The organism is Streptomyces sp. NPDC005706, assembly GCF_040631045.1.
Lineage (GTDB): Bacteria > Actinomycetota > Actinomycetes > Streptomycetales > Streptomycetaceae > Streptomyces.
This window is the reverse complement of sequence record NZ_JBEXYS010000005.1, coordinates 28,182-50,375: the sequence shown is the minus strand read 5'-3', so window position 1 is coordinate 50,375 and position 22,194 is coordinate 28,182. Positions and strand designations below refer to the sequence as shown.

21 protein-coding genes are annotated in these 22,194 nt (G+C 73.1%); 16 read left to right on the top strand and 5 right to left on the bottom strand.

What is annotated here, in order from left to right; genetic code table 11:
• Nucleotides 1-84: 84 nt before the first annotated feature.
• Together ABZ478_RS11490 and ABZ478_RS11485 are read left to right on the top strand one after the other, a co-directional pair.
• The gene (locus ABZ478_RS11490; protein WP_359547639.1) at nt 85-1,212 is read left to right on the top strand and encodes an alpha/beta hydrolase-fold protein; all 1,128 of its coding nucleotides are present in this window, start codon (nt 85-87) and stop codon (nt 1,210-1,212) included.
• A gap of 95 nt (nt 1,213-1,307) precedes the next feature.
• Nucleotides 1,308-2,690, top strand: coding sequence for a hypothetical protein (locus tag ABZ478_RS11485; RefSeq protein WP_359547637.1), 1,383 nt, complete (start codon nt 1,308-1,310; stop codon nt 2,688-2,690).
• An 88-nt stretch (nt 2,691-2,778) separates the two neighbouring features.
• Here ABZ478_RS11485 and ABZ478_RS11480 read toward each other — a convergent pair whose 3' ends face one another.
• Both ABZ478_RS11480 and ABZ478_RS11475 read right to left on the bottom strand, forming a co-directional pair.
• Entirely contained in the window at nt 2,779-4,104 is a 1,326-nt protein-coding gene (locus ABZ478_RS11480) for a PH domain-containing protein (RefSeq protein WP_359547634.1), read from the bottom strand.
• Nucleotides 4,101-4,604, bottom strand: coding sequence for a PH domain-containing protein (locus ABZ478_RS11475; RefSeq protein WP_359547631.1), 504 nt, complete (start codon nt 4,602-4,604; stop codon nt 4,101-4,103). Before ABZ478_RS11475 ends, ABZ478_RS11480 begins: the two co-directional genes overlap by 4 nt.
• A gap of 31 nt (nt 4,605-4,635) precedes the next feature.
• Between ABZ478_RS11475 and ABZ478_RS11470 the strand changes: the two genes are divergently transcribed.
• Nucleotides 4,636-5,784 (top strand): NADH-quinone oxidoreductase subunit D, encoded by a 1,149-nt coding sequence (locus ABZ478_RS11470; RefSeq protein ID WP_359547628.1) that lies wholly within the window; start codon nt 4,636-4,638, stop codon nt 5,782-5,784.
• Between the two features lie 21 nt (nt 5,785-5,805).
• Here the strand turns inward: ABZ478_RS11470 and ABZ478_RS11465 are convergent, their stop codons facing one another.
• Entirely contained in the window at nt 5,806-6,825 is a 1,020-nt protein-coding gene (locus ABZ478_RS11465; RefSeq protein WP_359547627.1) for an SAM-dependent methyltransferase, read from the bottom strand.
• 118 nt (nt 6,826-6,943) lie between these two features.
• Between ABZ478_RS11465 and ABZ478_RS11460 the strand changes: the two genes are divergently transcribed.
• Nucleotides 6,944-8,149 carry a sensor histidine kinase gene (locus tag ABZ478_RS11460; protein ID WP_359547625.1) on the top strand — a complete coding sequence of 402 codons (1,206 nt, stop codon included), beginning with the start codon at nt 6,944-6,946 and terminating at the stop codon, nt 8,147-8,149.
• Nucleotides 8,150-8,246: 97 nt separating this feature from the next.
• On the top strand, nt 8,247-8,918 hold the full coding sequence (locus ABZ478_RS11455) for a response regulator transcription factor (RefSeq protein ID WP_359547622.1): 672 nt from the start codon (nt 8,247-8,249) through the stop codon (nt 8,916-8,918).
• Between the two features lie 76 nt (nt 8,919-8,994).
• Here ABZ478_RS11455 and ABZ478_RS11450 read toward each other — a convergent pair whose 3' ends face one another.
• Entirely contained in the window at nt 8,995-10,167 is a 1,173-nt protein-coding gene (locus ABZ478_RS11450) for a beta-eliminating lyase-related protein (RefSeq protein ID WP_359547619.1), read from the bottom strand.
• 172 nt (nt 10,168-10,339) lie between these two features.
• Here ABZ478_RS11450 and ABZ478_RS11445 point away from each other — a divergent pair, with 172 nt between their 5' ends.
• The 10 genes from ABZ478_RS11445 (at nt 10,340) to ABZ478_RS11400 (ending at nt 18,564) form a co-directional block, all read left to right on the top strand.
• Nucleotides 10,340-11,284 carry a DUF2520 domain-containing protein gene (locus tag ABZ478_RS11445; protein WP_359547618.1) on the top strand — a complete coding sequence of 315 codons (945 nt, stop codon included), beginning with the start codon at nt 10,340-10,342 and terminating at the stop codon, nt 11,282-11,284.
• Entirely contained in the window at nt 11,284-12,285 is a 1,002-nt protein-coding gene (gene panC, locus ABZ478_RS11440) for a pantoate--beta-alanine ligase (protein WP_359547617.1), read from the top strand. Before ABZ478_RS11445 ends, panC begins: the two co-directional genes overlap by 1 nt.
• A complete protein-coding gene (locus tag ABZ478_RS11435; protein WP_359547615.1) occupies nt 12,282-14,003 on the top strand; it encodes an L-aspartate oxidase in 1,722 nt (573 codons plus the stop codon). The genes panC and ABZ478_RS11435 overlap by 4 nt, the downstream gene beginning before the upstream one ends.
• A gap of 5 nt (nt 14,004-14,008) precedes the next feature.
• A complete protein-coding gene (gene nadC, locus ABZ478_RS11430; RefSeq protein ID WP_351667264.1) occupies nt 14,009-14,986 on the top strand; it encodes a carboxylating nicotinate-nucleotide diphosphorylase in 978 nt (325 codons plus the stop codon).
• 5 nt (nt 14,987-14,991) lie between these two features.
• Nucleotides 14,992-15,789 carry a type III pantothenate kinase gene (locus ABZ478_RS11425; protein ID WP_250402283.1) on the top strand — a complete coding sequence of 266 codons (798 nt, stop codon included), beginning with the start codon at nt 14,992-14,994 and terminating at the stop codon, nt 15,787-15,789.
• Nucleotides 15,790-15,959: 170 nt separating this feature from the next.
• Nucleotides 15,960-16,619, top strand: coding sequence for a hypothetical protein (locus ABZ478_RS11420; protein WP_359548311.1), 660 nt, complete (start codon nt 15,960-15,962; stop codon nt 16,617-16,619).
• Nucleotides 16,620-16,675: 56 nt separating this feature from the next.
• Nucleotides 16,676-16,852 carry a hypothetical protein gene (locus tag ABZ478_RS11415; protein WP_358937594.1) on the top strand — a complete coding sequence of 59 codons (177 nt, stop codon included), beginning with the start codon at nt 16,676-16,678 and terminating at the stop codon, nt 16,850-16,852.
• A gap of 145 nt (nt 16,853-16,997) precedes the next feature.
• Entirely contained in the window at nt 16,998-17,483 is a 486-nt protein-coding gene (locus ABZ478_RS11410; RefSeq protein ID WP_359547612.1) for a BlaI/MecI/CopY family transcriptional regulator, read from the top strand.
• Between the two features lie 9 nt (nt 17,484-17,492).
• The gene (locus ABZ478_RS11405) at nt 17,493-18,026 is read left to right on the top strand and encodes an amino-acid N-acetyltransferase (RefSeq protein ID WP_199211445.1); all 534 of its coding nucleotides are present in this window, start codon (nt 17,493-17,495) and stop codon (nt 18,024-18,026) included.
• A 202-nt stretch (nt 18,027-18,228) separates the two neighbouring features.
• A complete protein-coding gene (locus ABZ478_RS11400; RefSeq protein WP_199211446.1) occupies nt 18,229-18,564 on the top strand; it encodes an Lsr2 family protein in 336 nt (111 codons plus the stop codon).
• Here the strand turns inward: ABZ478_RS11400 and ABZ478_RS11395 are convergent.
• Nucleotides 18,543-19,235 (bottom strand): SCO3374 family protein, encoded by a 693-nt coding sequence (locus ABZ478_RS11395; RefSeq protein ID WP_359547609.1) that lies wholly within the window; start codon nt 19,233-19,235, stop codon nt 18,543-18,545. The two genes, ABZ478_RS11400 and ABZ478_RS11395, sit on opposite strands and share 22 nt — an antisense overlap.
• A gap of 430 nt (nt 19,236-19,665) precedes the next feature.
• Here ABZ478_RS11395 and ABZ478_RS11390 point away from each other — a divergent pair, with 430 nt between their 5' ends.
• Nucleotides 19,666-22,191 carry an ATP-dependent Clp protease ATP-binding subunit gene (locus ABZ478_RS11390; RefSeq protein WP_359547607.1) on the top strand — a complete coding sequence of 842 codons (2,526 nt, stop codon included), beginning with the start codon at nt 19,666-19,668 and terminating at the stop codon, nt 22,189-22,191.
• Nucleotides 22,192-22,194 lie beyond the last annotated feature (3 nt).

Below are 22,194 nucleotides of genomic sequence, written 5' to 3'. Positions count from 1 at the left end.
ATCAAAGGCCAAGGAAAGCCCCGGACAAGCCCTCGCGACGATGTGTGGGCGGCGCACGGGCGGAAAGCGCAGGCGGAACACCCCATGGGTCTCACGAGCAACAAGGTGCTGCTGCTGGCGATCGTGCTCGCCGTGGCTCTGTTCGTCGCCACGGTGTGGCTGTGGCCGCGGCTGGCCCGGCGGAGCTGGCGGTCCGTCAGCGGACGCGTCGGGCTGCTCCTCGCCACCCAGCTCGCCCTCTTCGCCTCCCTGGGGATCGCCGCCAACCAGGCCTTCGGCTTCTACGCGGGCTGGGCGGACCTGTTCGGCCGGGAGACCGAACAGGGAGTCGTCGTCGACCACTCCTCGGGCGGCGGCCCGGGCGGCCCGCTGCAGGTGCTCTCCACCTCCCCGGTGCCGGGCGTGACGGGTTCCGGGCCGCGGACGGCCGGGCAGATACAGAAGGTCGACATCGTGGGCCGTGAATCCCGCATCGCCTCACCGGCGTACGTCTACCTGCCTCCCGAGTACTTCCAGCCGCGGTACCGCACGCGTACGTTCCCCGCGGCGGTCGTGCTGACCGGTTACCCCGGTACGGCGCAGGCGCTGGTGAACAAGCTGAACTATCCGCGTACGGCGCAGGAGCTGGCCAAGGACGGGCGGACGCAGCCGATGATCCTGGTGATGTTGCGGCCGACCGTGGCGCCGCCGCGGGACACCGAGTGCGTGGACGTCCCGGGGGGCCCGCGGACGGAGACGTTTTTCGCCAAAGATCTCCCCGAGGCCGTGCTGGCCCACTACCGGGTGGGCAAGCGGCCCGGGAGCTGGGGCGTCATCGGCGACTCCACCGGCGGTTACTGCGCGCTGAAGCTGGCCATGCACCACCCGCACGTCTACGCGGCCGGTGCGGGCCTGTCGCCGTACTACAAGGCGCCGATCGACCCGACGACCGGTGACCTCTTCCACGGCGACCGGGACCTGCGCGGCCGCGCCGACCTGTGGTGGGTCCTCAAGCACGCCCCAGCGCCCGACACCTCACTGCTCGTCACCAGCAGCCGGGTCGGTGAGCACAACTACCGGGACACGCTCAGGTTCATAGAGCGGGTGAAGGCCACGAACCGGACCCGGATCTCTTCGATCATCCTGGACAGCGGCGGGCACAACTTCAACACCTGGCGACGGGAGATCCCGCCGACGCTGCAGTGGATCAGCGGAAGGCTCAGCGACCGCTGACCCCGGTGCCGCCGGGGCCGGCGAAGCCGTCGGTGTGGCCGTGTTTTTACGGGGCGGGGACCCATGATTCGCCTACGCGCGGTAAGTTTCTGGCCATGCCACGTGGACGCCACCGCCATTCCCCGCCTCTGCACCGGCTGTTGCCACCGTCGGCGATCGCCGGAGTCTCCGTCGTCTGCGCGCTGGGTCCCTGGGTGTTCTCCGAGGCCACGGTGCTGCGCTTGCTGGCCGCGGCCGCCGCGGCGACCGCCGTGGTGGGCGCCGTCGTGATGCGCCGCTGGGACACCCATGCGGGCAAGCAGGTCGCCGACCTCATGCGCGCGCGTGCCAGCGACGAGTGGCGCTTCGAGGAGCGGGTCGCCGAACTGGAGACCGACCTGGAGGAGTCGCGGGAGCTGCGCACCAAGCTCGAGCGGCGGCTGCGCGCCAAGCGCGCGGAGCTGGCCGGGCTGCGCAACGAACACGCCGCCCTGCTGCGCCGCTACGCGACCGCCGAGACCGAGCGGGCGAGCGCCCTGGAGGGGCGCCGGCTGCTGGAGATCGAGGCGGGCGAGCCGTCCGGCGCGCTCGCGCTGCCGCCCGCGCGCAGCGCCGAGCCCGAGGCCCCCGAGGCTCTCGATGCCGTGCAGGCGGCGGAGCCGGCCGACGCGGAGAAGCCGGAGCCCGGCGCCGTCTTCTCGCCCGAGGGTTCGCGGCTCTACCTGCGGGCCGCGACGGCACTGGCCCGGTTCGACGCCGAGGCCCCCGCCGAGCCCGACGCCGAGGCCTCCGCGCCCGACGCCGACGCTGCCGCGAAGCCCGACGCCGAGGCCCTCGCGCCGGGTGCCGACGCTCCCGTCGAGCCCGGCCCCGTAACTCCCGCCAACCCCGGCACCGAGGCTCCCGGCAGGCCCGCCGATCACGCCGGGGCCGTGAAGCCCTTCGGGCCGTCCGCCGAGGAACCGGCCGAGACCCGGTCCGCCGCGGCCGTGCCGCCCGGGGCGGCCGCCAAAGGAGAGGGCGCCGCGGACGGCGTGACGCAGGCGGCCGGCGCTCCCCGGAGCGAGGACGCCGGCCAGGAGGACGAGGCGCAGGGGAAGCCCGGGGCGGCCGGGGAGCACGCGCGCCCGGCCGCCACCCCGACGGCACCGGCCGAGGCCGCCAAGTCGGCGGGGCAGCAGCCCGCGGGACACTTCACGGTGCCGACCGCGGTGGCCGTCGTACCGGCCGCGCCCGCCCGGCGCCCCGTGATCGAGGGCGGGTTCGACTTCTTCGGCACCCACAAGCACACCTCGTCCGAGGCGCTGGAGTCCGTGCAGAACGAGGACCTGGCGGACGTCGTCGGTCAGGAGGCCCTCGCGCTGCACAAGGCCGAGGCCGAGGCCGAGTTCAAGACCGCCGACGACCAGGCGCGCGGCGTCGGCCAGGTCATCGACCTGACCGCGCACGACGAGACGGAACAGATCGACGTCCAGGGTCTGCGCAGCGCGGCCTCCTGAGCGGTCCCGGCGGACCCGCGGGAACGACGGAAGGCCCGGCGCCCCATGAGGGGAGCCGGGCCTTTTGCCGTACCGGCGGCCGTCCCGCTCAGGCCATCCAGCGGTCCGGGCGGGCGTCCCGGCGGCCGGTGCGGGAGCGCTCCGCCTGGGCGCGCAGCAGCCGGCCGGCCTCGTCCGCGTCGCGCAGCCGGGCCGTGACGGTCCTGCCCGCCCCGGTGTCCACGTGCACGTCGGCGAGCCGCCACAGCCGCCCCCAGGGCCCCTGGGTGAGCCGTACGCTCTGCACCTTGGCGTGCGGGACCAGGGACAGCCGCCGGCGCAGCAGGCCGTGCCGGGCGGCGAACACCGCGTCCGTGACCGCGAGACCGTGCCCGCGCCACCACACCGGCAGGCACCAGCGGGCCCGTCCCGGCGGCCGGGCCGGCGCCGCCGGTACGGTCACGCCGGGCAGCACGCGCGCTATGACCGACTCGGCGACCGCGCGCGGGGCGACCGGCACCAGCACCGAGTTGTCGGATCCGGCCACGTCCAGTTCCACCCGCACCCAGCCCAGCCGCCGCCACAGCAGCGGCTCCACGATCCGCACCGTCTGCACCCGGCCCGGCGGGACCGTCTCGTGCGCGCGGTCGAGCAGCCCGCGGTCGATGCGCAGCCCGTCCGGGGACTCGCCCACCGACCAGTCGTACTCGGTGACGAACCGGCCCGCGCTGCTCGCGCCGGCGGCGCCCAGCAGCGGCAGGGCGGTGGCGAGGACCGTCCACACGCTGTGCGTGGCGAACCACAGCAGGGGCGGCACGACCAGGGCGGCGGCCAGCGAGCCCCAGGTGGCGCCCGTCAGCAGCAGGGAGAGCACCAGCGCGCGCGGCGGCACGCGCAGCAGTTCCCGCGCCGGTGCCTCGCCGACCTCGCGCGCCGTCGCCGGGGCGAATCCGGCCGCGCGCGCGAGCAGTTCCGCGCGCAGCGCACGCGCCTCCCGCTCGCCCAGGAAGGCGAGTTCGTCCTTCTTGGCGGCGCCGACGACGTCGATGCGGAGCTTGGCCACCCCCGCCACGCGCGCGAGGAGCGGCCGGGTGACGTCGACCGCCTGGATGCGCTCCAGCCGGATGTGCGCGGTGCGCCGGAACAGCAGGCCGGTGCGGATGCGCAGTTCGCCGCCGGTGACCGCGAAGTGCGTGAACCACCAGGACAGGAAGCCGTACAGACCGGCCGCCGGGACCAGCACGCTGAGCCCTATGAGCAGCATGGTGCCGGTCAGCCTCGCCAACTGCTCCTGCGCCGCGTTCGGGTCGTGCACGGCCCAGCCGGCGAGCACGGCGACCGGCGCCCAGGCCCGCCGGAACGGCGTGACGGGGTGCAGCCGCCGCTCGGCGACCGGCGGGCGGTCCGGCACGCCGCCGGGGGCCGGGGCCGTCACAGGCCCGCCGACCGGGCCTCGCCCAGCTCGGTGAGCCGGTCGCGCAGCCGCTCCGCCTCGGCCGGGTCCAGGCCCGGGACGACCGCGTCGGTCGCCGCGGCCGCGGTGTGGAGCTGGACGCTGGCCAGCCCGAAGTACCGCTCCAGGGGACCCGAGGTGACCTCCACGAGCTGCATCCGCCCGTACGGCACCACGGTCTCCTCGCGCCACAGCACGCCACGGCGGATCAGCAGGTCGTCGGCGCGCTCGGCGTACCGCCAGGAGCGCCAGTTGCGGCCCAGCAACCGCCAGAACCACACGGCCAGGGCCGGCGGGAGCAGCGCGAAGGCGCCCCAGGCAGGTCCCACGAGCAGGCCGGGCAGCAGCCCCGCCGCCAGGGCGAGCACGCCCGTCCACAGCACCAGCAGCAGCCGGCGCATGCGCAGCAGTCCGGGCGGCAGTGCCCGCCACACCGGTTCGTCCCCCGCCACCCCGGTCTCCGCCGGGCTCCCCGTCTCCATGGGGCCAGCGTACGTAGGGGAGACTGGGTCCATGACTGCGACGGAGACCACGGTCGGCGTCGGCGGCGCCGCCGAGAGCACCGACATGGTGCTCAACATCGGCCCCCAGCATCCGTCCACGCACGGCGTGCTGAGGCTCAAGCTGGTGCTGGACGGCGAGCGCATCCAGCGCGCGGAGCCGGTGATCGGCTACATGCACCGGGGCGCGGAGAAGCTCTTTGAGGCGCGCGACTACCGGCAGATCATCATGCTCGCCAACCGTCACGACTGGCTGTCGGCGTTCTCCAACGAGCTGGGCGTGGTCCTCGCCGTGGAGCGGATGCTCGGCATGGAGGTCCCCGAGCGCGCGGTGTGGACGCGCACGCTGCTCGCCGAGCTGAACCGGGTGCTGAACCACCTGATGTTCCTCGGGTCGTACCCGCTGGAGCTGGGCGGGATCACGCCGGTGTTCTACGCGTTCCGGGAGCGGGAGGTGCTCCAGAACGTCATGGAGGAGGTCTCCGGCGGGCGCATGCACTACATGTTCAACCGCGTCGGCGGCCTCAAGGAGGACCTGCCGGCCGGGTGGACGGCACGCGCGCGTGCCGCCGTCGCGGCGGTGCGCTCCCGCATGGACGTCTTCGACGACCTGGTGCTCGGCAACGAGATCTTCCGGGGGCGTACGAGGGGCGTGGGGGAACTCGCGCCGGAGGCCGTGCACGCCTACGGCGTGAGCGGGCCCATCGCGCGCGCCTCCGGCGTCGACTTCGACCTGCGCCGCGACGAGCCCTACCTGGCGTACGGCGACCTCCAGGACACCCTGAGGGTCGTCACCCGGGACGAGGGCGACTGCCTGGCCCGCTTCGAGTGCCTGCTGGAGCAGACCCACAACGCGCTGGACCTCGCCGACGCCTGCCTGGACCGGGTGGCCGAACTGCCGCCGGGGCCGGTCAACCAGCGGCTGCCCAAGGTGCTGAAGGCGCCCGAGGGGCACACGTACGCGTGGACCGAGAACCCGCTCGGCATCAACGGCTACTACCTGGTCAGCAAGGGGGAGAAGACCCCGTACCGGCTGAAGCTGCGCTCGGCCTCGTACAACAACATCCAGGCGCTGACCGAACTGCTGCCGGGGACGCTGGTCGCGGACATGGTGGCGATCCTCGGGTCGATGTTCTTCGTGGTGGGGGACATCGACAAGTAGCGCCCGGGAAGCCGGCGGGGCTCAGGCGAGCGGGTCCGGGACGCCGACCGGCTGGAGCAGCCAGCCGAAGCCGCCGAGCCCGTCCGGGGCGGTGAGTTCGGCGGCCTCCCCGGCGCTCGTGAGGGCACGCACATAGGCCGCCGGGTCCGTGGAGGCCAGCGCGAGCGGGGGGCGTGCGCCGGTGACGTCCAGGGCGTGCAGGGCGTCGCGCTGGGTGAGCAGACGCGCGGGCGGGGAGGTCTCCGCGCGTGCCGCCGCGCACGCGTCCAGCGCGACATGCGCCGTGATGTCGCAGGAGCCGTCCGGCACGGGCGCCGTCTCGCGCCCCTCCCGGAACCCGGTGAGGCTCCCGAACAGCGGGCGGGCGCCGGCGGTGTGCGCGTAGTCCACGGCCACCGCGAGCCCCCGCCGCACCCGCTCCAGCGCGGCCGCCCAGGCCAGGTCCCTGGGCCGTCCGATCTCCGCGCGCAGCCCCGGCTCGGCGGGCAGCGGCCACCACCGGGCCAGCCAGTCCGCGTCCGCCCCCGACACCGGGTCCCCGAGCCGCTCCGTGCCGTCCGCGGTGACGAGCACCAGCCGGGGCACTCCCGCCGGGTCCACCTCGGCGACGTCCACCGGTACGTTGTCCAGCCACTCGTTGGCGAAAAGCAGCCCGGTGACCGCGTCCGGGGGCTCGCTCAGCCAGGTGATCCGCTCGTCCAGTGCCGCCGGACGCGCGGCGAGCTCGACGGCGTACACCCGCGCGCGGGCGGCCACGCCGGCCGGCAGCGCCGCGAGCACGGCGGTGACCAGCTCACCCCGCCCGGCCCCCATGTCGACGAAGTCCAGGGTGCCCGGCCGGCCGAGTGCCTCGTCGACCCGGCACAGCAGCCGGGCCACGGCGCGCGCGAACAGCGGGGAGGCGTGCACCGACGTGCGGAAGTGCCCGGCCGGGCCCTCCGGCCGCCGGTAGAAGCCGGCCGGCCCGTACAGCGCTTCCTGCGCCGCCTGCCGCCACCCGCGTCCCTCGCGCCCGCTTCCAGCCGCCGTCTCGTCCGTCACCGGGCCAGACTAGGCGTACAGGTGATCACTTCCTCCACCTTGCGGAGTACGCGTGCCTCGTGGGGATCGGCCCTCCGGTTGACCCGTGCACTCATTTCATTTCCCTACTCTGGGTTACGTGCAGCGCCTCTATGACTTCCTCCGCAGGCACCCGACTTGGGTCGACACCTTCTGGGCCGTCGTCCTGTTCGGGCTCTCCGGTGTGAGCGTGGTGAGTCTCAGCAGGGCGCCCGGACACCACATGCCCCTCGCCGGGGGGCTGGCGGTGTCCGCCGTGCTGTGCGTCGTCGTGGCGCTGCGCCGCCGTTACCCCGAGCCGATGCTGCTGCTGGCCCTCGCCGCCGGGCTGGCCCAGCTGATCCTGGACGTCGAGTCGACCGCCGCCGACTTCGCCATGCTGGTGATCACCTACACGGTCGCGACGATGGGCGCGCGCTGGGCCTCCCGGCTCGCGCTCACCGTCAGCCTGTTCGCGGCCGCCCTGGCCCAGATCCGCTGGCCCGCCCAGCACACCGGCGTGCTGGGCCAGCTGGCGATAGCGGTGTTCCAGACGGTGCCGTTCGCCCTGGCCTGGGTGCTCGGCGACTCCATGCGCACCCGCCGCGCCTACTTCGCCCAGCTCGAGGAGCGCGCCGCCCGGCTGGAGCGGGAGCGCGAGGCGCAGTCCAAGGTCGCGGTCGCCGCCGAGCGCGCCCGGATCGCGCGCGAGCTGCACGACGTCGTCGCGCACAACGTGTCGGTGATGGTGGTGCAGGCCGACGGTGCCGCCTACGTCCTCGACGCCGCCCCCGACCAGGCGAAGAAGGCCCTGGAGACCATCTCCTCCACCGGCCGGCAGGCCCTCGCCGAGATGCGCCGCCTGCTGGGCGTGCTGCGCACCGGCGAGCACCAGGAGACGGGGGAGTACGTCCCGCAGCCGGACGTCGACCAGATCGACGACCTCGTGGAGCAGTGCCGCACCTCGGGCCTGCCCGTCGACTTCAAGGTCGAGGGCACCCCGCGTCCGCTGCCCAGCGGAGTGGAGCTGACCGCGTACCGCATCGTGCAGGAGGCGCTCACCAACACCCGCAAGCACGGCGGGCCCAACGCGGGCGCGAGCGTGCGCCTCGTCTACTTCGACGACGGGCTCGGCCTGCTCGTCGAGGACGACGGCAAGGGCGCCCCGCACGAGCTGTACGAGGAGGGCGGTGCCGACGGACAGGGGCACGGCCTGATCGGCATGCGGGAGCGGGTCGGGATGGTCGGCGGCACCCTGGACGCCGGCCCGCGTCCTGGTGGAGGCTTCCGCATCAGCGTGCTGCTGCCGCTCAAACCGGCGCACTGACGCTGCCGCACGCCCCTGGTTGACACCTGTCACGCCCCCCGGCGGACCCCCTGAAGACCCCGCACGACCCCCCGAAGACGAACGGAAGAGGACCCCGATGACGATCCGCGTGATGCTCGTGGACGACCAGGTGCTGTTGCGCACAGGGTTCCGGATGGTGCTCGCCGCCCAGCCGGACATGGAGGTCGTCGCCGAGGCGGGCGACGGCGTCGAGGCCCTCCAGGCGGTCCGCTCCACCGGCGTCGACGTGGTCCTGATGGACGTCCGTATGCCGAAGCTGGACGGCGTGGAGGCCACCCGGCGGATCTGCGCCGAGTCCAACCCGCCGAAGGTGCTGATCCTGACCACGTTCGACCTGGACGAGTACGCCTTCTCCGGGCTGAAGGCGGGCGCCTCCGGTTTCATGCTCAAGGATGTGCCGCCCGGCGAGCTGCTGACGGCCATCCGCGCCGTGCACAGCGGGGACGCGGTGGTGGCGCCCTCCACCACCAGGCGCCTGCTGGACCGGTTCGCGCCGATGCTGCCGTCCGGCGTCAAGGAGCCCCGGCACAAGGAGCTGGAGCGGCTCACGGACCGCGAGCGCGAGGTCATGGTGCTGGTCGCGCAGGGGCTGTCCAACGGGGAGATCGCGGCCCGGCTGGTGCTGTCCGAGGCGACCGTGAAGACGCATGTGGGCCGCATCCTGACCAAGCTGGGCCTGCGCGACCGGGTGCAGGTGGTGGTGCTGGCGTACGAGACCGGGCTGGTGCGGGCCGGCGGCCACGGCTGACCGGGCCCGGCGGGCCGGCCCCGCACCTCCGGTTCGACTGAGGCGCCGCCCGCCGCCCGCCGCCCGCACCCCGCGGCTACGGCGCCGTCGGCAGCCGGGCCGCGAAGTCCGCGACCGCCGCGCGCACGTCGTCCGCCGTCCACTCCAGGCCCGCCGAGCGGACGGTGACCTCGGTGCACGCGATGCCGGGCCCGGCCGCCTCCCAGGTGCTCGCGAAGAGCAGTACCGAGGTCTCCTCGCCCTGCCGCACCGCCGCCTCGGTCAGCGCCTCGGGCCGGTACGGCAGCCAGACCTGGAACTCGTGGGTGTGCGGCACCTCGGGGTGCACGCGCGCCCCCGGCAGGCCGGCCTCGGCGAACCCCTCGCGCAGCGCCTGCGCGACCACGCGCGCGTGGCGCACGTACTCCGGCAGCCGGGGCAGTTCCCGGTCCAGTCCGACGAGTGCCGACAGCGCGGTCGGGAACTGCTGGAAGACCATGCCGCCGTAGCGGTGCCGCCAGGTCCTCGCCTGCTCGACCAGGGTCCTCGGGCCGGCCAGCGCGGCGCCGCCGAAGCCGTCGAGGGACTTGTAGAACGACACGTACACGCTGTCCGCCAGGCCGGCTATCTCGTCCAGGGGGCGGCCGAAGTGGACGGTCGACTCCCACAGGCGCGCGCCGTCGAAGTGCACCACCGCGTCACGTTCCCGGGCCGCCGCCACGACGTCGGTCAGCTCATCCCAGGAGGGCAGCAGGAAACCGGCGTCCCTGAGCGGCAGCTCCAGCATCAGCGCCCCGAAGGGCTCGGGAAAGTCGCCTATCTCCCCGGCCGTGGGCAGCCGGGGCTCGCTGGTCACCCGGACCGGTCGCAGGCCGGCGACCTGGCTGAGCGCGTGCCGTTCGTGCACCTCGGGGTGGGCCAGACCGTGCAGGGCCACGGTGGTGTCGCCGGTGCGGGCCGCCCAGCAGCGCAGGGCGACCTGCTGGGCCATCGTGCCGGTCGGGAAGAACGCCGCGGCCTCCGTGCCGAGCAGCGCGGCGACCCGCTCCTCCAGGGCGGCCACGACCCCGTCGCCGTAGATGTCCGCCTGTTCGTCCAGGTCGTACACCGCCGGGGCGGCCTCCTGCAGCAGCGCCAGCCGCTCGCGGATGGTGCCCCGCCAGCCCGCGCGCGACAGCACCCGCCGCGCCTGCCGCTGGGCGGCCCCGCGCCGCTCGCGCAGCCGCTGTGCCGCCGACCGCTCCCCGCCCTGCTCAGCCGTATCGCTCATGCGGGGGATCATGCCCTGCGCGGCCCCGGCGCGGCAGCCGGATTTCCAGGCGCCCGGGCCGTGGCGAAACCCACAGCCTGTGGACAACCGGCCGCCCCTCACCGGATAGCGTTAACATGACGAGAAATCGTCCGGTACCCAGAGCGGACTGGAACGGGAAGGTCACCGTCGCGTGAGTACAGTCCACCAGCCAGACCTCAAGGACCGCCCCGCGCGGCTCACCGTAGGCGTCGTCGGCGCCGGACGCGTGGGCCCCGCCCTGGCCGCGTCCCTCCAGCTCGCCGGGCACCGCCCGGTGGCCGTCTCCGGAGTCTCCGACGCCTCCCGCAGGCGCGCCGAGGCGATGCTCCCGGACGTGCCCCTGGTGCCGCCCGCCGAGGTCCTCCAGCGGGCCGACCTGGTGCTGCTCACCGTCCCGGACGACGCCCTGCCCGGCCTGGTCGCCGGCCTCGCCGAGACCGGCGCCGTCCGGCCCGGACAACTGCTCGTGCACACCTCCGGACGGTACGGAGCGAAGGTCCTCGACCCCGCCCTGCGCGCGGGCGCGCTGCCGCTGGCACTGCATCCGGCGATGACCTTCACCGGCACCCCGGTCGACGTCCAGCGGCTGGCGGGCTGCTCCTTCGGGGTCACCGCGCCCGAGGAGCTGCGGCTGGCCGCCGAGGCCCTGGTCATCGAGATGGGCGGTGAGCCCGAGTGGATCGGTGAGGAGAGCCGCCCGCTGTACCACGCGGCCCTCGCCCTCGGCGCCAACCACCTGGTGACCCTGGTCGCCCAGTCCATGGAGCTGCTCCGCACGGCCGGTGTCTCCGCCCCCGACCGGATGCTCGGCCCGCTGCTCGGCGCCGCCCTGGACAACGCGCTGCGCTCCGGCGACGCCGCGCTCACCGGCCCCGTCGCGCGCGGAGACGCCGGAACGGTCGCGGCGCACGTCGCCGAGCTGCGCAAGCACTCCCCGCAGGCCGTCGCCGGCTATCTGGCGATGGCCCGCGCGACCGCCGACCGGGCCCTCGCCCACGGCCTGCTGAAGCCGGAGCTCGCCGAGGACCTGCTCGGGGTGCTGGCCGGCGGCACCGACGGCACGAACGGGCCCGACGGCACCGAGGGGAACGCCTGATGACCACCGCCCTGCTGAGCACCGCCGAGGAGCTGCACGCGCGTGTGCGCCACGGACGCCGTGCCGTCGTGATGACCATGGGAGCGCTGCACGAGGGCCACGCCACGCTGATCCGCGCCGCGCGCCGGATCGCCGGGCCGGAGGGCGAGGTCGTCGTCACCGTCTTCGTCAACCCGCTGCAGTTCGGCGCCGGCGAGGACCTCGACCGCTACCCGCGCACCCTGGACGCCGACCTGAAGCTCGCCGAACAGGCGGGCGCGGACGCCGTGTTCGCGCCCTCCGTGGACGAGGTCTACCCCGGCGGCGAACCCCAGGTGCGCGTCACCGCCGGCCCCATGGGCGGGCGCCTGGAGGGTGCCTCGCGGCCCGGGCACTTCGACGGGGTGCTCACCGTCGTCGCCAAGCTGCTGCACCTGACCCGCCCCGACGTCGCCCTGTACGGCCAGAAGGACGCCCAGCAACTGGCCCTGATCCGGCGCATGGCGCGCGATCTGAACTTCGGCGTGGAGATCGTCGGCGTCCCGACCGTGCGCGAGGAGGACGGGCTCGCCCTGTCCAGCCGCAACCGCTACCTCTCGCCCGGCGAACGCCGCACCGCCCTCTCGCTGTCCCGCGCCCTGTTCGCCGGCCGGGACCGGCACGCGGCGCAGGAGGCGCTGCGCGCGCGGGCCCGCGAGGTGCCCTCCACGCACGCGCGTGCGGAGGCGCTGAGCGCCATAGGCGAGTCCCGCGCGGCGGCCGACGCGCACGCGGTCGCCACCGCCGCGCCCGGTGGCCCGGCGGCCGTCCGCGCAGCCGTGCACCAGGTCCTGGACGAGGCCGCGCGTCTCGACCCGCCGCTGAAGCTGGACTACCTCGCCCTGGTCGACCCGTCCGACTTCACCGAGATCGGCGACGGCTTCACCGGCGAGGCCGTCCTCGCCGTGGCCGCCCGCGTCGGCGCCACCCGGCTGATCGACAACCTGCCCCTCACCTTCGGATCCCTCGGAGCCGCCTCGTGACCAGCACAGGCATACGACTGCACGCGCCCGCCCCCGGGTGGAGCATCTCCGCGGACGTGGTCGTCGTCGGCTCCGGGGTGGCCGGTCTGACCGCCGCGCTGCGCTGCGAGGCCGCGGGCCTGACGACCGTCGTCGTCACCAAGGCCCGCCTCGACGACGGCTCCACGCGCTGGGCGCAGGGCGGCATCGCCGCTGCCCTCGGCGAGGGCGACACCCCCGAGCAGCACCTGGAGGACACCCTGGTGGCGGGCGCGGGCCTGTGCGACGAGGAGGCCGTGCGCATCCTCGTCACCGAGGGCCCCGACGCCGTACGGCGGCTGATCTCCACCGGCGCCCACTTCGACACCGACGACGAGGGCGGCATCCAGCTCACCCGCGAGGGCGGCCACCACCGGCGCCGTATCGCGCACGCGGGCGGGGACGCCACCGGCGCGGAGATCTCCCGGGCCCTGGTGGAGGCGGTACGCGCGCGCGGACTGCGAACCGTCGAGAACGCGCTCGTGCTCGACCTGCTGACCGACGCCGAGGGCCGTACGGCGGGCGTCACCCTGCACGTGATGGGCGAGGGCCAGCACGACGGCGTGGGCGCGGTGCACGCCCCCGCGGTGGTCCTGGCGACCGGCGGCATGGGCCAGGTGTTCTCCGCGACCACCAACCCCTCGGTGTCGACCGGCGACGGCGTGGCGCTGGCGCTGCGCGCGGGCGCGGAGGTCAGCGACCTGGAGTTCGTCCAGTTCCACCCGACCGTGCTGTTCCTCGGCGCGGACGCCGAGGGCCAGCAGCCGCTGGTCTCCGAGGCGGTGCGCGGCGAGGGTGCCCACCTGGTCGACGGGGGCGGCGTGCGGTTCATGGTGGGGCAGCACGAGCTGGCCGAGCTGGCGCCCCGCGACATCGTCGCCAAGGGCATCACGCGCCGCATGCTGGAGCAGGGCGCCGAGCACATGTTCCTCGACGCCCGGCACTTCGGCGCCGAGATGTGGGAGCACCGCTTCCCGACCATCCTGGCCGCCTGCCGCGCCAACGGCATCGACCCGGTGACGGAGCCCGTCCCGGTCGCCCCGGCCGCCCACTACGCCTCCGGCGGCGTCCGCACCGACGCCCGGGGCCGGACGACCGTGCCCGGCCTGTACGCGTGCGGCGAGGTCGCCTGCACCGGCGTGCACGGCGCCAACCGCCTCGCCTCCAACTCCCTGCTCGAAGGACTCGTCTACGCCGAGCGCATCGCCGCCGACATCGCCTGTGCCCGGGAGCGGGGCGGCCTCCCCGCGCGCGAGCCCGCCCGGCTCGCGCACCCCGAGACGCCCACCCACCCGCTGCTGGCCCCGGAGTCCCGGTTCGCCATCCAGCGGATCATGACCGAGGGCGCGGGCGTGCTCCGCTCGGCGCGGTCGCTCCAGCGGGCCGCGGACCAGCTTCAGCGGCTGCACGGCGAGGCCCGCGACGCCCTGCGGGAGAACGGCAAGACCGCCGAGCCCGGCGTCGACACCTGGGAGGCCACCAACCTCCTGTGCGTGGCCCGGGTCCTGGTCGCCGCCGCCCTGCGGCGCGAGGAGACCCGCGGCTGCCACTGGCGCGAGGACCGCGCCGAGCGCGACGACGCCCAGTGGCGGCGCCACATCGTCGTACGGCTCGGTCCCGACCGGTCCCTGGCCCTACACACCACGGACACCGCAGACTTCCCCCCTACCCGGCCCCACCAGCGTTCCCAGGAGCAGTGACACACGTGAGCACCGACGACCTTCCCCTCGCCCCGACCGGTGGCTGCGGCGACGGCTGCGCCTGCGGCGCCGAGGGCGACGAGGAGTACCTGGAGTGCGGGCTCGACCCCGCGCTCGCCGAACTGCTGGCCGCCGCCGGACTCGACCCCGTCGAGGTCGAGGACATCGCCAACGTCGCCATCCAGGAGGACCTGGACGGCGGGGTGGACGTGACGACCGACTCGACCATCCCCGAGGACGCCGTCGCCACCGGTGACTTCACCGCGCGCGAGGCCGGAGTGGTGGCGGGCCTGCGGGTCGCCGAGGCCGTGCTCTCGGTGGTCTGCACCGACGAGTTCGAGGTCGAGCGGCACGTCGAGGACGGCGACCGCGTCGAGGCCGGGCAGCGGCTGCTGTCGGTCACCACGCGCACGCGGGACCTGCTCACCGCCGAGCGCAGCGCCCTGAACCTGCTGTGCCGGCTGTCCGGCATCGCGACCGCCACGCGCGCGTGGGCGGACGTCCTGGAGGGCACCAAGGCCCGCGTGCGCGACACCCGCAAGACCACTCCGGGGCTGCGCTCCCTGGAGAAGTTCGCCGTGCGCTGCGGCGGCGGGGTCAACCACCGCATGTCGCTCTCGGACGCGGCCCTGGTGAAGGACAACCACGTCGTCGCCGCCGGGGGTGTCGCGCCGGCCTTCAAGGCCGTGCGGGAGGCCTTCCCGGAGGTGCCGATCGAGGTCGAGGTCGACACCCTGCACCAGCTCCGCGAGGTCGTGGAGGCGGGCGCCGACCTGGTCCTGCTGGACAACTTCACGCCGGGCGAGTGCGCGGAGGCCGTCGGGATCGCCGGCGGGCGGGCGCTGCTGGAGGCCTCGGGCCGGCTCACCCTCGACACCGCGCGCGCGTACGCCGAGACCGGGGTGGACTTCCTGGCCGTCGGCGCCCTCACCCACTCCTCGCCGATCCTGGACATCGGCCTGGACCTGCGCGAGGCGGAGTAACGCCCATGCTGCTCACGATCGACGTCGGAAACACGCACACCGTGCTCGGCCTGTTCGACGGCGAGGACATCGTCGAGCACTGGCGCATCTCCACGGACGCGCGCCGCACGGCGGACGAGCTGGCGGTCCTGCTGCAGGGCCTGATGGGCATGCACCCGCTGCTCGGCGACGGCCTGGGCGACGGCATCGACGGCATCGCCATCTGCGCGACCGTCCCGTCCGTGCTGCACGAGCTGCGCGAGGTCACCCGCCGCTACTACGGCGACGTGCCGGCGGTGCTGGTCGAGCCGGGTGTGAAGACCGGGGTGCCGATCCAGTTCGACAACCCCAAGGAGGTCGGCGCCGACCGGATCATCAACGCGGTCGCGGCGAACGAGCTGTACGGCGGCCCGGCGATCGTCGTCGACTTCGGTACGGCGACCACCTTCGACGCGGTCTCCGCGCGCGGGGAGTACGTCGGCGGGGTCATCGCGCCCGGCATCGAGATCTCGGTGGAGGCCCTCGGGATCAGGGCCGCGCAGCTGAGGAAGATCGAGGTGGCCCGGCCCCGGAACGTGATCGGCAAGAACACCGTCGAGGCCATGCAGTCGGGCGTCGTGTACGGCTTCGCCGGACAGGTCGACGGCGTGGTGAGCCGCATGGCCCGAGAGCTGGCCGACGACCCCGACGAGGTCACGGTGATCGCCACCGGCGGTCTCGCGCCGGTGGTGCTGGGCGAGTCCTCGGTGATCGACGAGCACCAGCCCTGGCTGACCCTGATCGGCCTGCGCCTGGTCTACGAGCGGAACGTGTCGCGGCTGTGAGGCGCCCGGCGCCCGGTGGGGCGCCGGTTCCCGCCGTTCACGCGCGCGGGTGACACCGGCCGGGGGAAACCGGACGGCGACACGCGACGACACAACGTCCCCATCCATCACTTTTGTCCGATTAGCGGTAGCGTCGCCGCATGCCCACGCCATACGGATCCCGCGGCGGCATGGCGTTCGGTGCGCAGGAGCTGCGTGTGCTCCGCCGCGCCCTCGCCCTCGCCCTTCACCCAGGCCGAGCGTCCGCCGAGGACGTCAAGGACTGCTTCCGTCTCGCCGCGTCCCTGGACGAGGCGATGCGCGAGGCGGCCCGGCTGCGCGCCTTCCTCGTGGCCGACCTCGACCGGTACCGCGCCGCCCTGCCGGGCACCGCGGCCGGCTACCTCGCCCTGCTGGAGGAGGTGCTGGGCGCCGGGTACCGGCCCGCGCCCGACGACCTGGCCGCCCTCGGGGCACTGCGCGGGAACCCGAAGGGCGCCGCCCTGCTGGAGCGCTGCCGGTCGCTCGCGGAGCAGGACGTGCGGGCCCGCTTCGCGCAGGGCGCGCGCAAGGTCCCGGCGCCCGCCGTACCGCCCTCCAGGACGCGCCTGCTGGCCCTCACGGGCGGCGCGGGGGAGGATGTGGCCCGAGCGGCCGAGGGGCAGGAGAAACCCGCTCAGAAGCCCGCTCCGAAGCCCGGCCAGGCCCCTCCCGGGCGGCCCGGCGAGCGTCCGGCGGGAGAACCCGCCCCGAAGCGCCCCGTCCCCACGCCGGGCGAGGTCTTCCCGCGGCGCAAGCCGCCCACGCCGCCCGTTGACCCGGAGCAGTCGCGGCAGCTCGCCGCCGGCTGAGCCCCGGCCGCCCACCCCGCCCCTTTCGTCCCGGCCCGTGTGGCTACCCTGGTGTCATGGACTACGTCGCCGCGCTCGTTCCCCCGGTCGTCATGGCCGTGTTCTTCATCGGTGTGGTCAGGGTGATCGTGAAGACCCAGGGCGGGGCCGCCAAGGCCAAGGAGGACGCGGCCGTCGACGCCGCCCTCGCGCGCGTGGAGGGCGGTCGCGAGACCGCCGCCGGCGACGCCTGAGCCGCCTCGCCGACCCGCCCCCGTCAGGGCGTACGACTCCTCGCACCCCGGTGCTTTCCGAGTCGTGCGCCCTTTTTGTTCGCTTTGGCGACCTAAGCGCACGTCCGGCGGGCCTTCGGCGGAATCTCCCACTATTGTTCTGGCTGTGCCTCGCCCATTGGGAGAACTCGAAGACGCGGTCATGACGCGGGTGTGGAAGTGGAACCGCCCGGTGACCGTTCGAGAAGTCCTGGAAGACCTCCAGCAGGAACGGTCCATCGCGTACACCACCGTGATGACCGTTTTGGACAATCTCCATCAGAAGGGCTGGGTGCGCCGCGAGGCGGAAGGGCGGGCCTATCGATATGAGGCCGTCTCCACCCGGGCCGCCTACGCCGCCGCGCTGATGAACGACGCCTGGTCGCAGAGCGACAACCCGGCCGCCGCTCTCGTCGCCTTCTTCGGGATGATGAGCGAGGAACAGCGCCAGGCCCTCAGCGACGCCGTACGCATCGTCCAGGGGCCGGAAACCGTACAAGCGGCGGAACCCGCGCGAGCGCCGGAACCCGCGCCGACGCGGGAAGCCGCGGAACCCGGCGAAGCGCGGGAAGAGCAGAACCCCGGCGCGGCGGAGGACACCTCCGGGCGATAGCGTCCGCCCATGTCCGCAGAACGTCCCGAAGTCCCCGCGAAAGCCATCACCGTCCGGCGGGCCCGGACCAGCGATGTGCCGGTCGTGCGTCACCTCCTCGACGCCTACGTCCGCGACCGCATCCTGCTCGACAAAGCCATGGTCACCCTTTACGAGGACATCCAGGAGTTCTGGGTCGCGGAACGCGACGACAACGCCGAGGTGGTCGGCTGCGGCGCCCTGCACGTCATGTGGGAAGACCTGGCCGAAGTCCGCACTCTCGCGGTGAAGCCGGGCCTCAAGGGCGCCGGTGTCGGGCACCAGTTGCTGGAGAAGTTGCTGCAGACCGCCCGCTGGCTCGGCGTTCGCCGCGTTTTCTGTCTGACCTTCGAAGTCGACTTCTTCCAGAAGCACGGCTTCGTGGAGATCGGTGAGACGCCGGTCGACACCGATGTCTACGCGGAGCTGTTGCGTTCCTATGACGAGGGCGTCGCGGAGTTCCTCGGTCTCGAACGAGTGAAACCGAACACCTTGGGCAACAGCCGGATGCTTCTGCATCTGTGATCGCCATTGCCTCGGTGCCCTATGTCCGAAACGCGCATGTTTCCGGACCATGGCGGGCCCCCGGGTCTCTCCCAGGGGTTTGTGTTTTTCCGGCAAAAGCGGTTTGCTTTCCGACGTACTGCAGTACTGCATATAACAGGGGCGGCGAAACGGCGGGCGCCGCACACCCTGGCCCTCAACGTTATCGATGAAAGGAAATCCGGTGGCACAGAAGGTTCAGGTCCTTCTTGTCGACGACCTCGACGGCGGCGAGGCGGACGAGACGGTTACGTTCGCACTGGACGGCAAGACGTACGAGATCGATCTCACGACCACCAATGCGGACAAGCTGCGTGGCCTTCTCGACCCCTATGTGAAGGGCGGTCGTCGTACCGGAGGCCGTGCCGCGGGCGGACGTGGAAAGGCGCGCGCCGCTTCCGGTGGCAACCAGGACACGGCGGCCATCCGCGCCTGGGCGAAGGAGAACGGTTACGAGGTCAACGACCGCGGCCGTGTTCCCGCGTCCATTCGCGAGGCCTACGAGAAGGCCAACGGCTGATTTCCCCGGCAGGCGGGCGGCCGGGCGTTCGCGCGCCGCAGCCGGACGCGGTGGCAGTGCGTCGCCAGCGTGTCCACAAGTCGTACGAGATCGGGGGCGCCTGTCGGGCCCCCCACGGCCGGCAACGCCGGCAGCGAGGCCTCGGCCTCACCCCCCGGCCCGGGGGGCCGCAGCCATACGGCGGCCCCCTGCACGGGAACCGGGCCGTGCCCGGCGGCGCGGCCCCGCTCCGGCGGCAGCGCCCCTGAGCGGGCCTCTCCGGGCCGTGCGGGCGCCTCCATGAGGCCGCCCGTGCCCAGTGCCCGCAGATCCAGCGCGAGCCCGCGCCACTCCAGCCACTCCAGCACTCCCGGCAGTTCCTCCGCGCTGCCCGCGGCCACCAGCAGCCGCATCCGTTCGCCCCACAGGGCCACCGGGGAACCCGGCCCGAGGTGGCGGAGCGCATGAGCGCCCGCCTCGGCCGGCACGTCCAGGACGTCGAAGCGGACCCCCGTGACCAGCATCGGCGGCCGGCCGGGCACGGTCGGCCAGCCCAGCTCGTTCTCGTACCAGTGCCGGGCCCCGTCCTCCGGGCCGTCCGGCACCCCGCCCGCCCGCGGACCGGGCGGCACCGGATCGAGCGGACGACGGGGAAGGGGGACCGATGAGATCGCGGAGACCGAGCCAGCCATGCAGGGTGCAACCGCCGAACCGGGCCCGTGGTTACGCTGGGCGCTCCGTCCGTCGCGCGGGGTGCGGGAGAAAGAGGCGCGCGGGGTCACGGGCAGCCGCAAGGTTGTTCGCCCATAGCGGAGGGAACCGGTGGGCGCGGCATGGAGTGTCAGTCCCAGCGGGTAAGACATGCCTAGTGGGAGGGGGCGACACGCAGGACGGGCGGCCTCACGTTCGCCATCGGCGTACTGGCGACTGGGGTAACTGCCTGGCCTGCGGGAACATCGTCTCGCACCATCGGGTTGGGACAGATGTCGGCGTTCGGGGTCAGGAGGCCATCGACGGTGTCGGCAGTTGGAATGAGCGGTCCCCGCTTGCGGGACTAAGCTGCGGAAGGACAGGGAGGGGAAGTTCCCCCCACTGCCTGACCGCTCTGAGGAGCGATTAACGATGTTCGAGAGGTTCACCGACCGCGCGCGGCGGGTTGTCGTCCTGGCTCAGGAAGAAGCCCGGATGCTCAACCACAACTACATCGGCACCGAGCACATCCTCCTGGGTCTCATCCACGAGGGCGAAGGTGTCGCCGCTAAGGCCCTGGAGAGCCTCGGCATTTCGCTTGAGGCGGTCCGCCAGCAGGTGGAGGAGATCATCGGTCAGGGCCAGCAGGCCCCGTCCGGCCACATCCCCTTCACTCCCCGTGCCAAGAAGGTCCTGGAGCTCTCGCTCCGCGAGGCCCTTCAGCTGGGCCACAACTACATCGGCACGGAGCACATCCTGCTCGGCCTGATCCGTGAGGGCGAGGGCGTCGCCGCCCAGGTCCTGGTCAAGCTGGGCGCAGACCTCAACCGGGTGCGGCAGCAGGTGATCCAGCTGCTCTCCGGTTACCAGGGCAAGGAGACCGCCGCCGCCGGCGGGCCTGCCGAGGGCACCCCCTCGACGTCCCTGGTCCTCGACCAGTTCGGCCGGAACCTCACCCAGGCCGCTCGTGAGTCCAAGCTCGACCCGGTCATCGGGCGCGAGAAGGAGATCGAGCGGGTCATGCAGGTGCTGTCCCGCCGTACCAAGAACAACCCGGTGCTGATCGGTGAGCCCGGCGTCGGCAAGACCGCCGTCGTCGAGGGCCTCGCCCAGGCCATCGTCAAGGGCGAGGTGCCCGAGACCCTCAAGGACAAGCACCTCTACACCCTGGACCTCGGCGCGCTGGTCGCCGGCTCCCGCTACCGCGGTGACTTCGAGGAGCGCCTGAAGAAGGTGCTCAAGGAGATCCGCACCCGCGGCGACATCATCCTGTTCATCGACGAGCTGCACACGCTGGTCGGTGCGGGTGCCGCCGAGGGCGCCATCGACGCGGCCTCCATCCTGAAGCCGATGCTGGCCCGCGGTGAGCTGCAGACCATCGGTGCCACCACCCTGGACGAGTACCGCAAGCACCTGGAGAAGGACGCGGCCCTCGAGCGCCGCTTCCAGCCCATCCAGGTCGCCGAGCCGTCCCTGCCGCACACGATCGAGATCCTCAAGGGTCTGCGCGACCGGTACGAGGCCCACCACCGTGTCTCCATCACGGACGAGGCGCTGGTGCAGGCGGCCACCCTGGCCGACCGCTACATCTCGGACCGCTTCCTGCCGGACAAGGCGATCGACCTGATCGACGAGGCCGGCTCCCGGATGCGCATCCGCCGGATGACCGCGCCGCCGGACCTCCGCGAGTTCGACGAGAAGATCGCCGGCGTCCGCCGCGACAAGGAGTCCGCGATCGACTCGCAGGACTTCGAGAAGGCCGCCTCCCTGCGCGACAAGGAGAAGCAGCTCCTGGCCGCCAAGGCCAAGCGGGAGAAGGAGTGGAAGGCCGGCGACATGGACGTCGTCGCCGAGGTCGACGGCGAGCTGATCGCCGAGGTCCTCGCGACCGCCACCGGCATCCCGGTCTTCAAGCTGACCGAGGAGGAGTCCTCGCGTCTGCTGCGCATGGAGGACGAGCTCCACAAGCGGGTCATCGGCCAGGTCGACGCCGTCAAGGCGCTGTCGAAGGCGATCCGCCGTACGCGTGCCGGTCTGAAGGACCCGAAGCGCCCCGGTGGTTCGTTCATCTTCGCCGGCCCGTCCGGTGTCGGTAAGACCGAACTGTCCAAGGCCCTCGCGGAGTTCCTCTTCGGTGACGAGGACGCGCTGATCTCCCTCGACATGTCGGAGTTCAGCGAGAAGCACACGGTGTCGCGTCTGTTCGGTTCGCCCCCCGGCTACGTGGGCTACGAAGAGGGCGGCCAGCTGACCGAGAAGGTCCGCCGCAAGCCGTTCTCCGTCGTCCTGTTCGACGAGGTCGAGAAGGCCCACCCGGACATCTTCAACTCGCTGCTGCAGATCCTGGAGGACGGTCGCCTGACCGACTCCCAGGGCCGGGTCGTGGACTTCAAGAACACGGTCATCATCATGACGACCAACCTCGGCACCCGGGACATCTCCAAGGGCTTCAACCTGGGCTTCGCGGCCCAGGGCGACACGAAGTCCAACTACGAGCGCATGAAGAACAAGGTGTCGGACGAGCTCAAGCAGCACTTCCGCCCCGAGTTCCTCAACCGCGTCGACGACGTGGTCGTCTTCCCGCAGCTGACGCAGGGGGACATCCTGCGGATCGTCGACCTGATGATCAGCAAGGTGGACGAGCGCCTGAAGGACCGGGACATGGGCATCGAGCTGTCCCAGACCGCCAAGGAGCTGCTGTCCAAGAAGGGTTACGACCCGGTGCTGGGTGCCCGGCCGCTGCGCCGCACGATCCAGCGCGAGATCGAGGACACGCTCTCGGAGAAGATCCTCTTCGGCGAGCTGCGCCCCGGTCACATCGTGGTCGTGGACACCGAGGGCGAGGGCGAGTCCCAGACCTTCACCTTCCGCGGCGAGGAGAAGTCGGCGCTGCCGGACGTCCCGCCGATCGAGCAGGCGGCCGGCGGTGCCGGTCCGAACCTGAGCAAGGACGCGTAACCC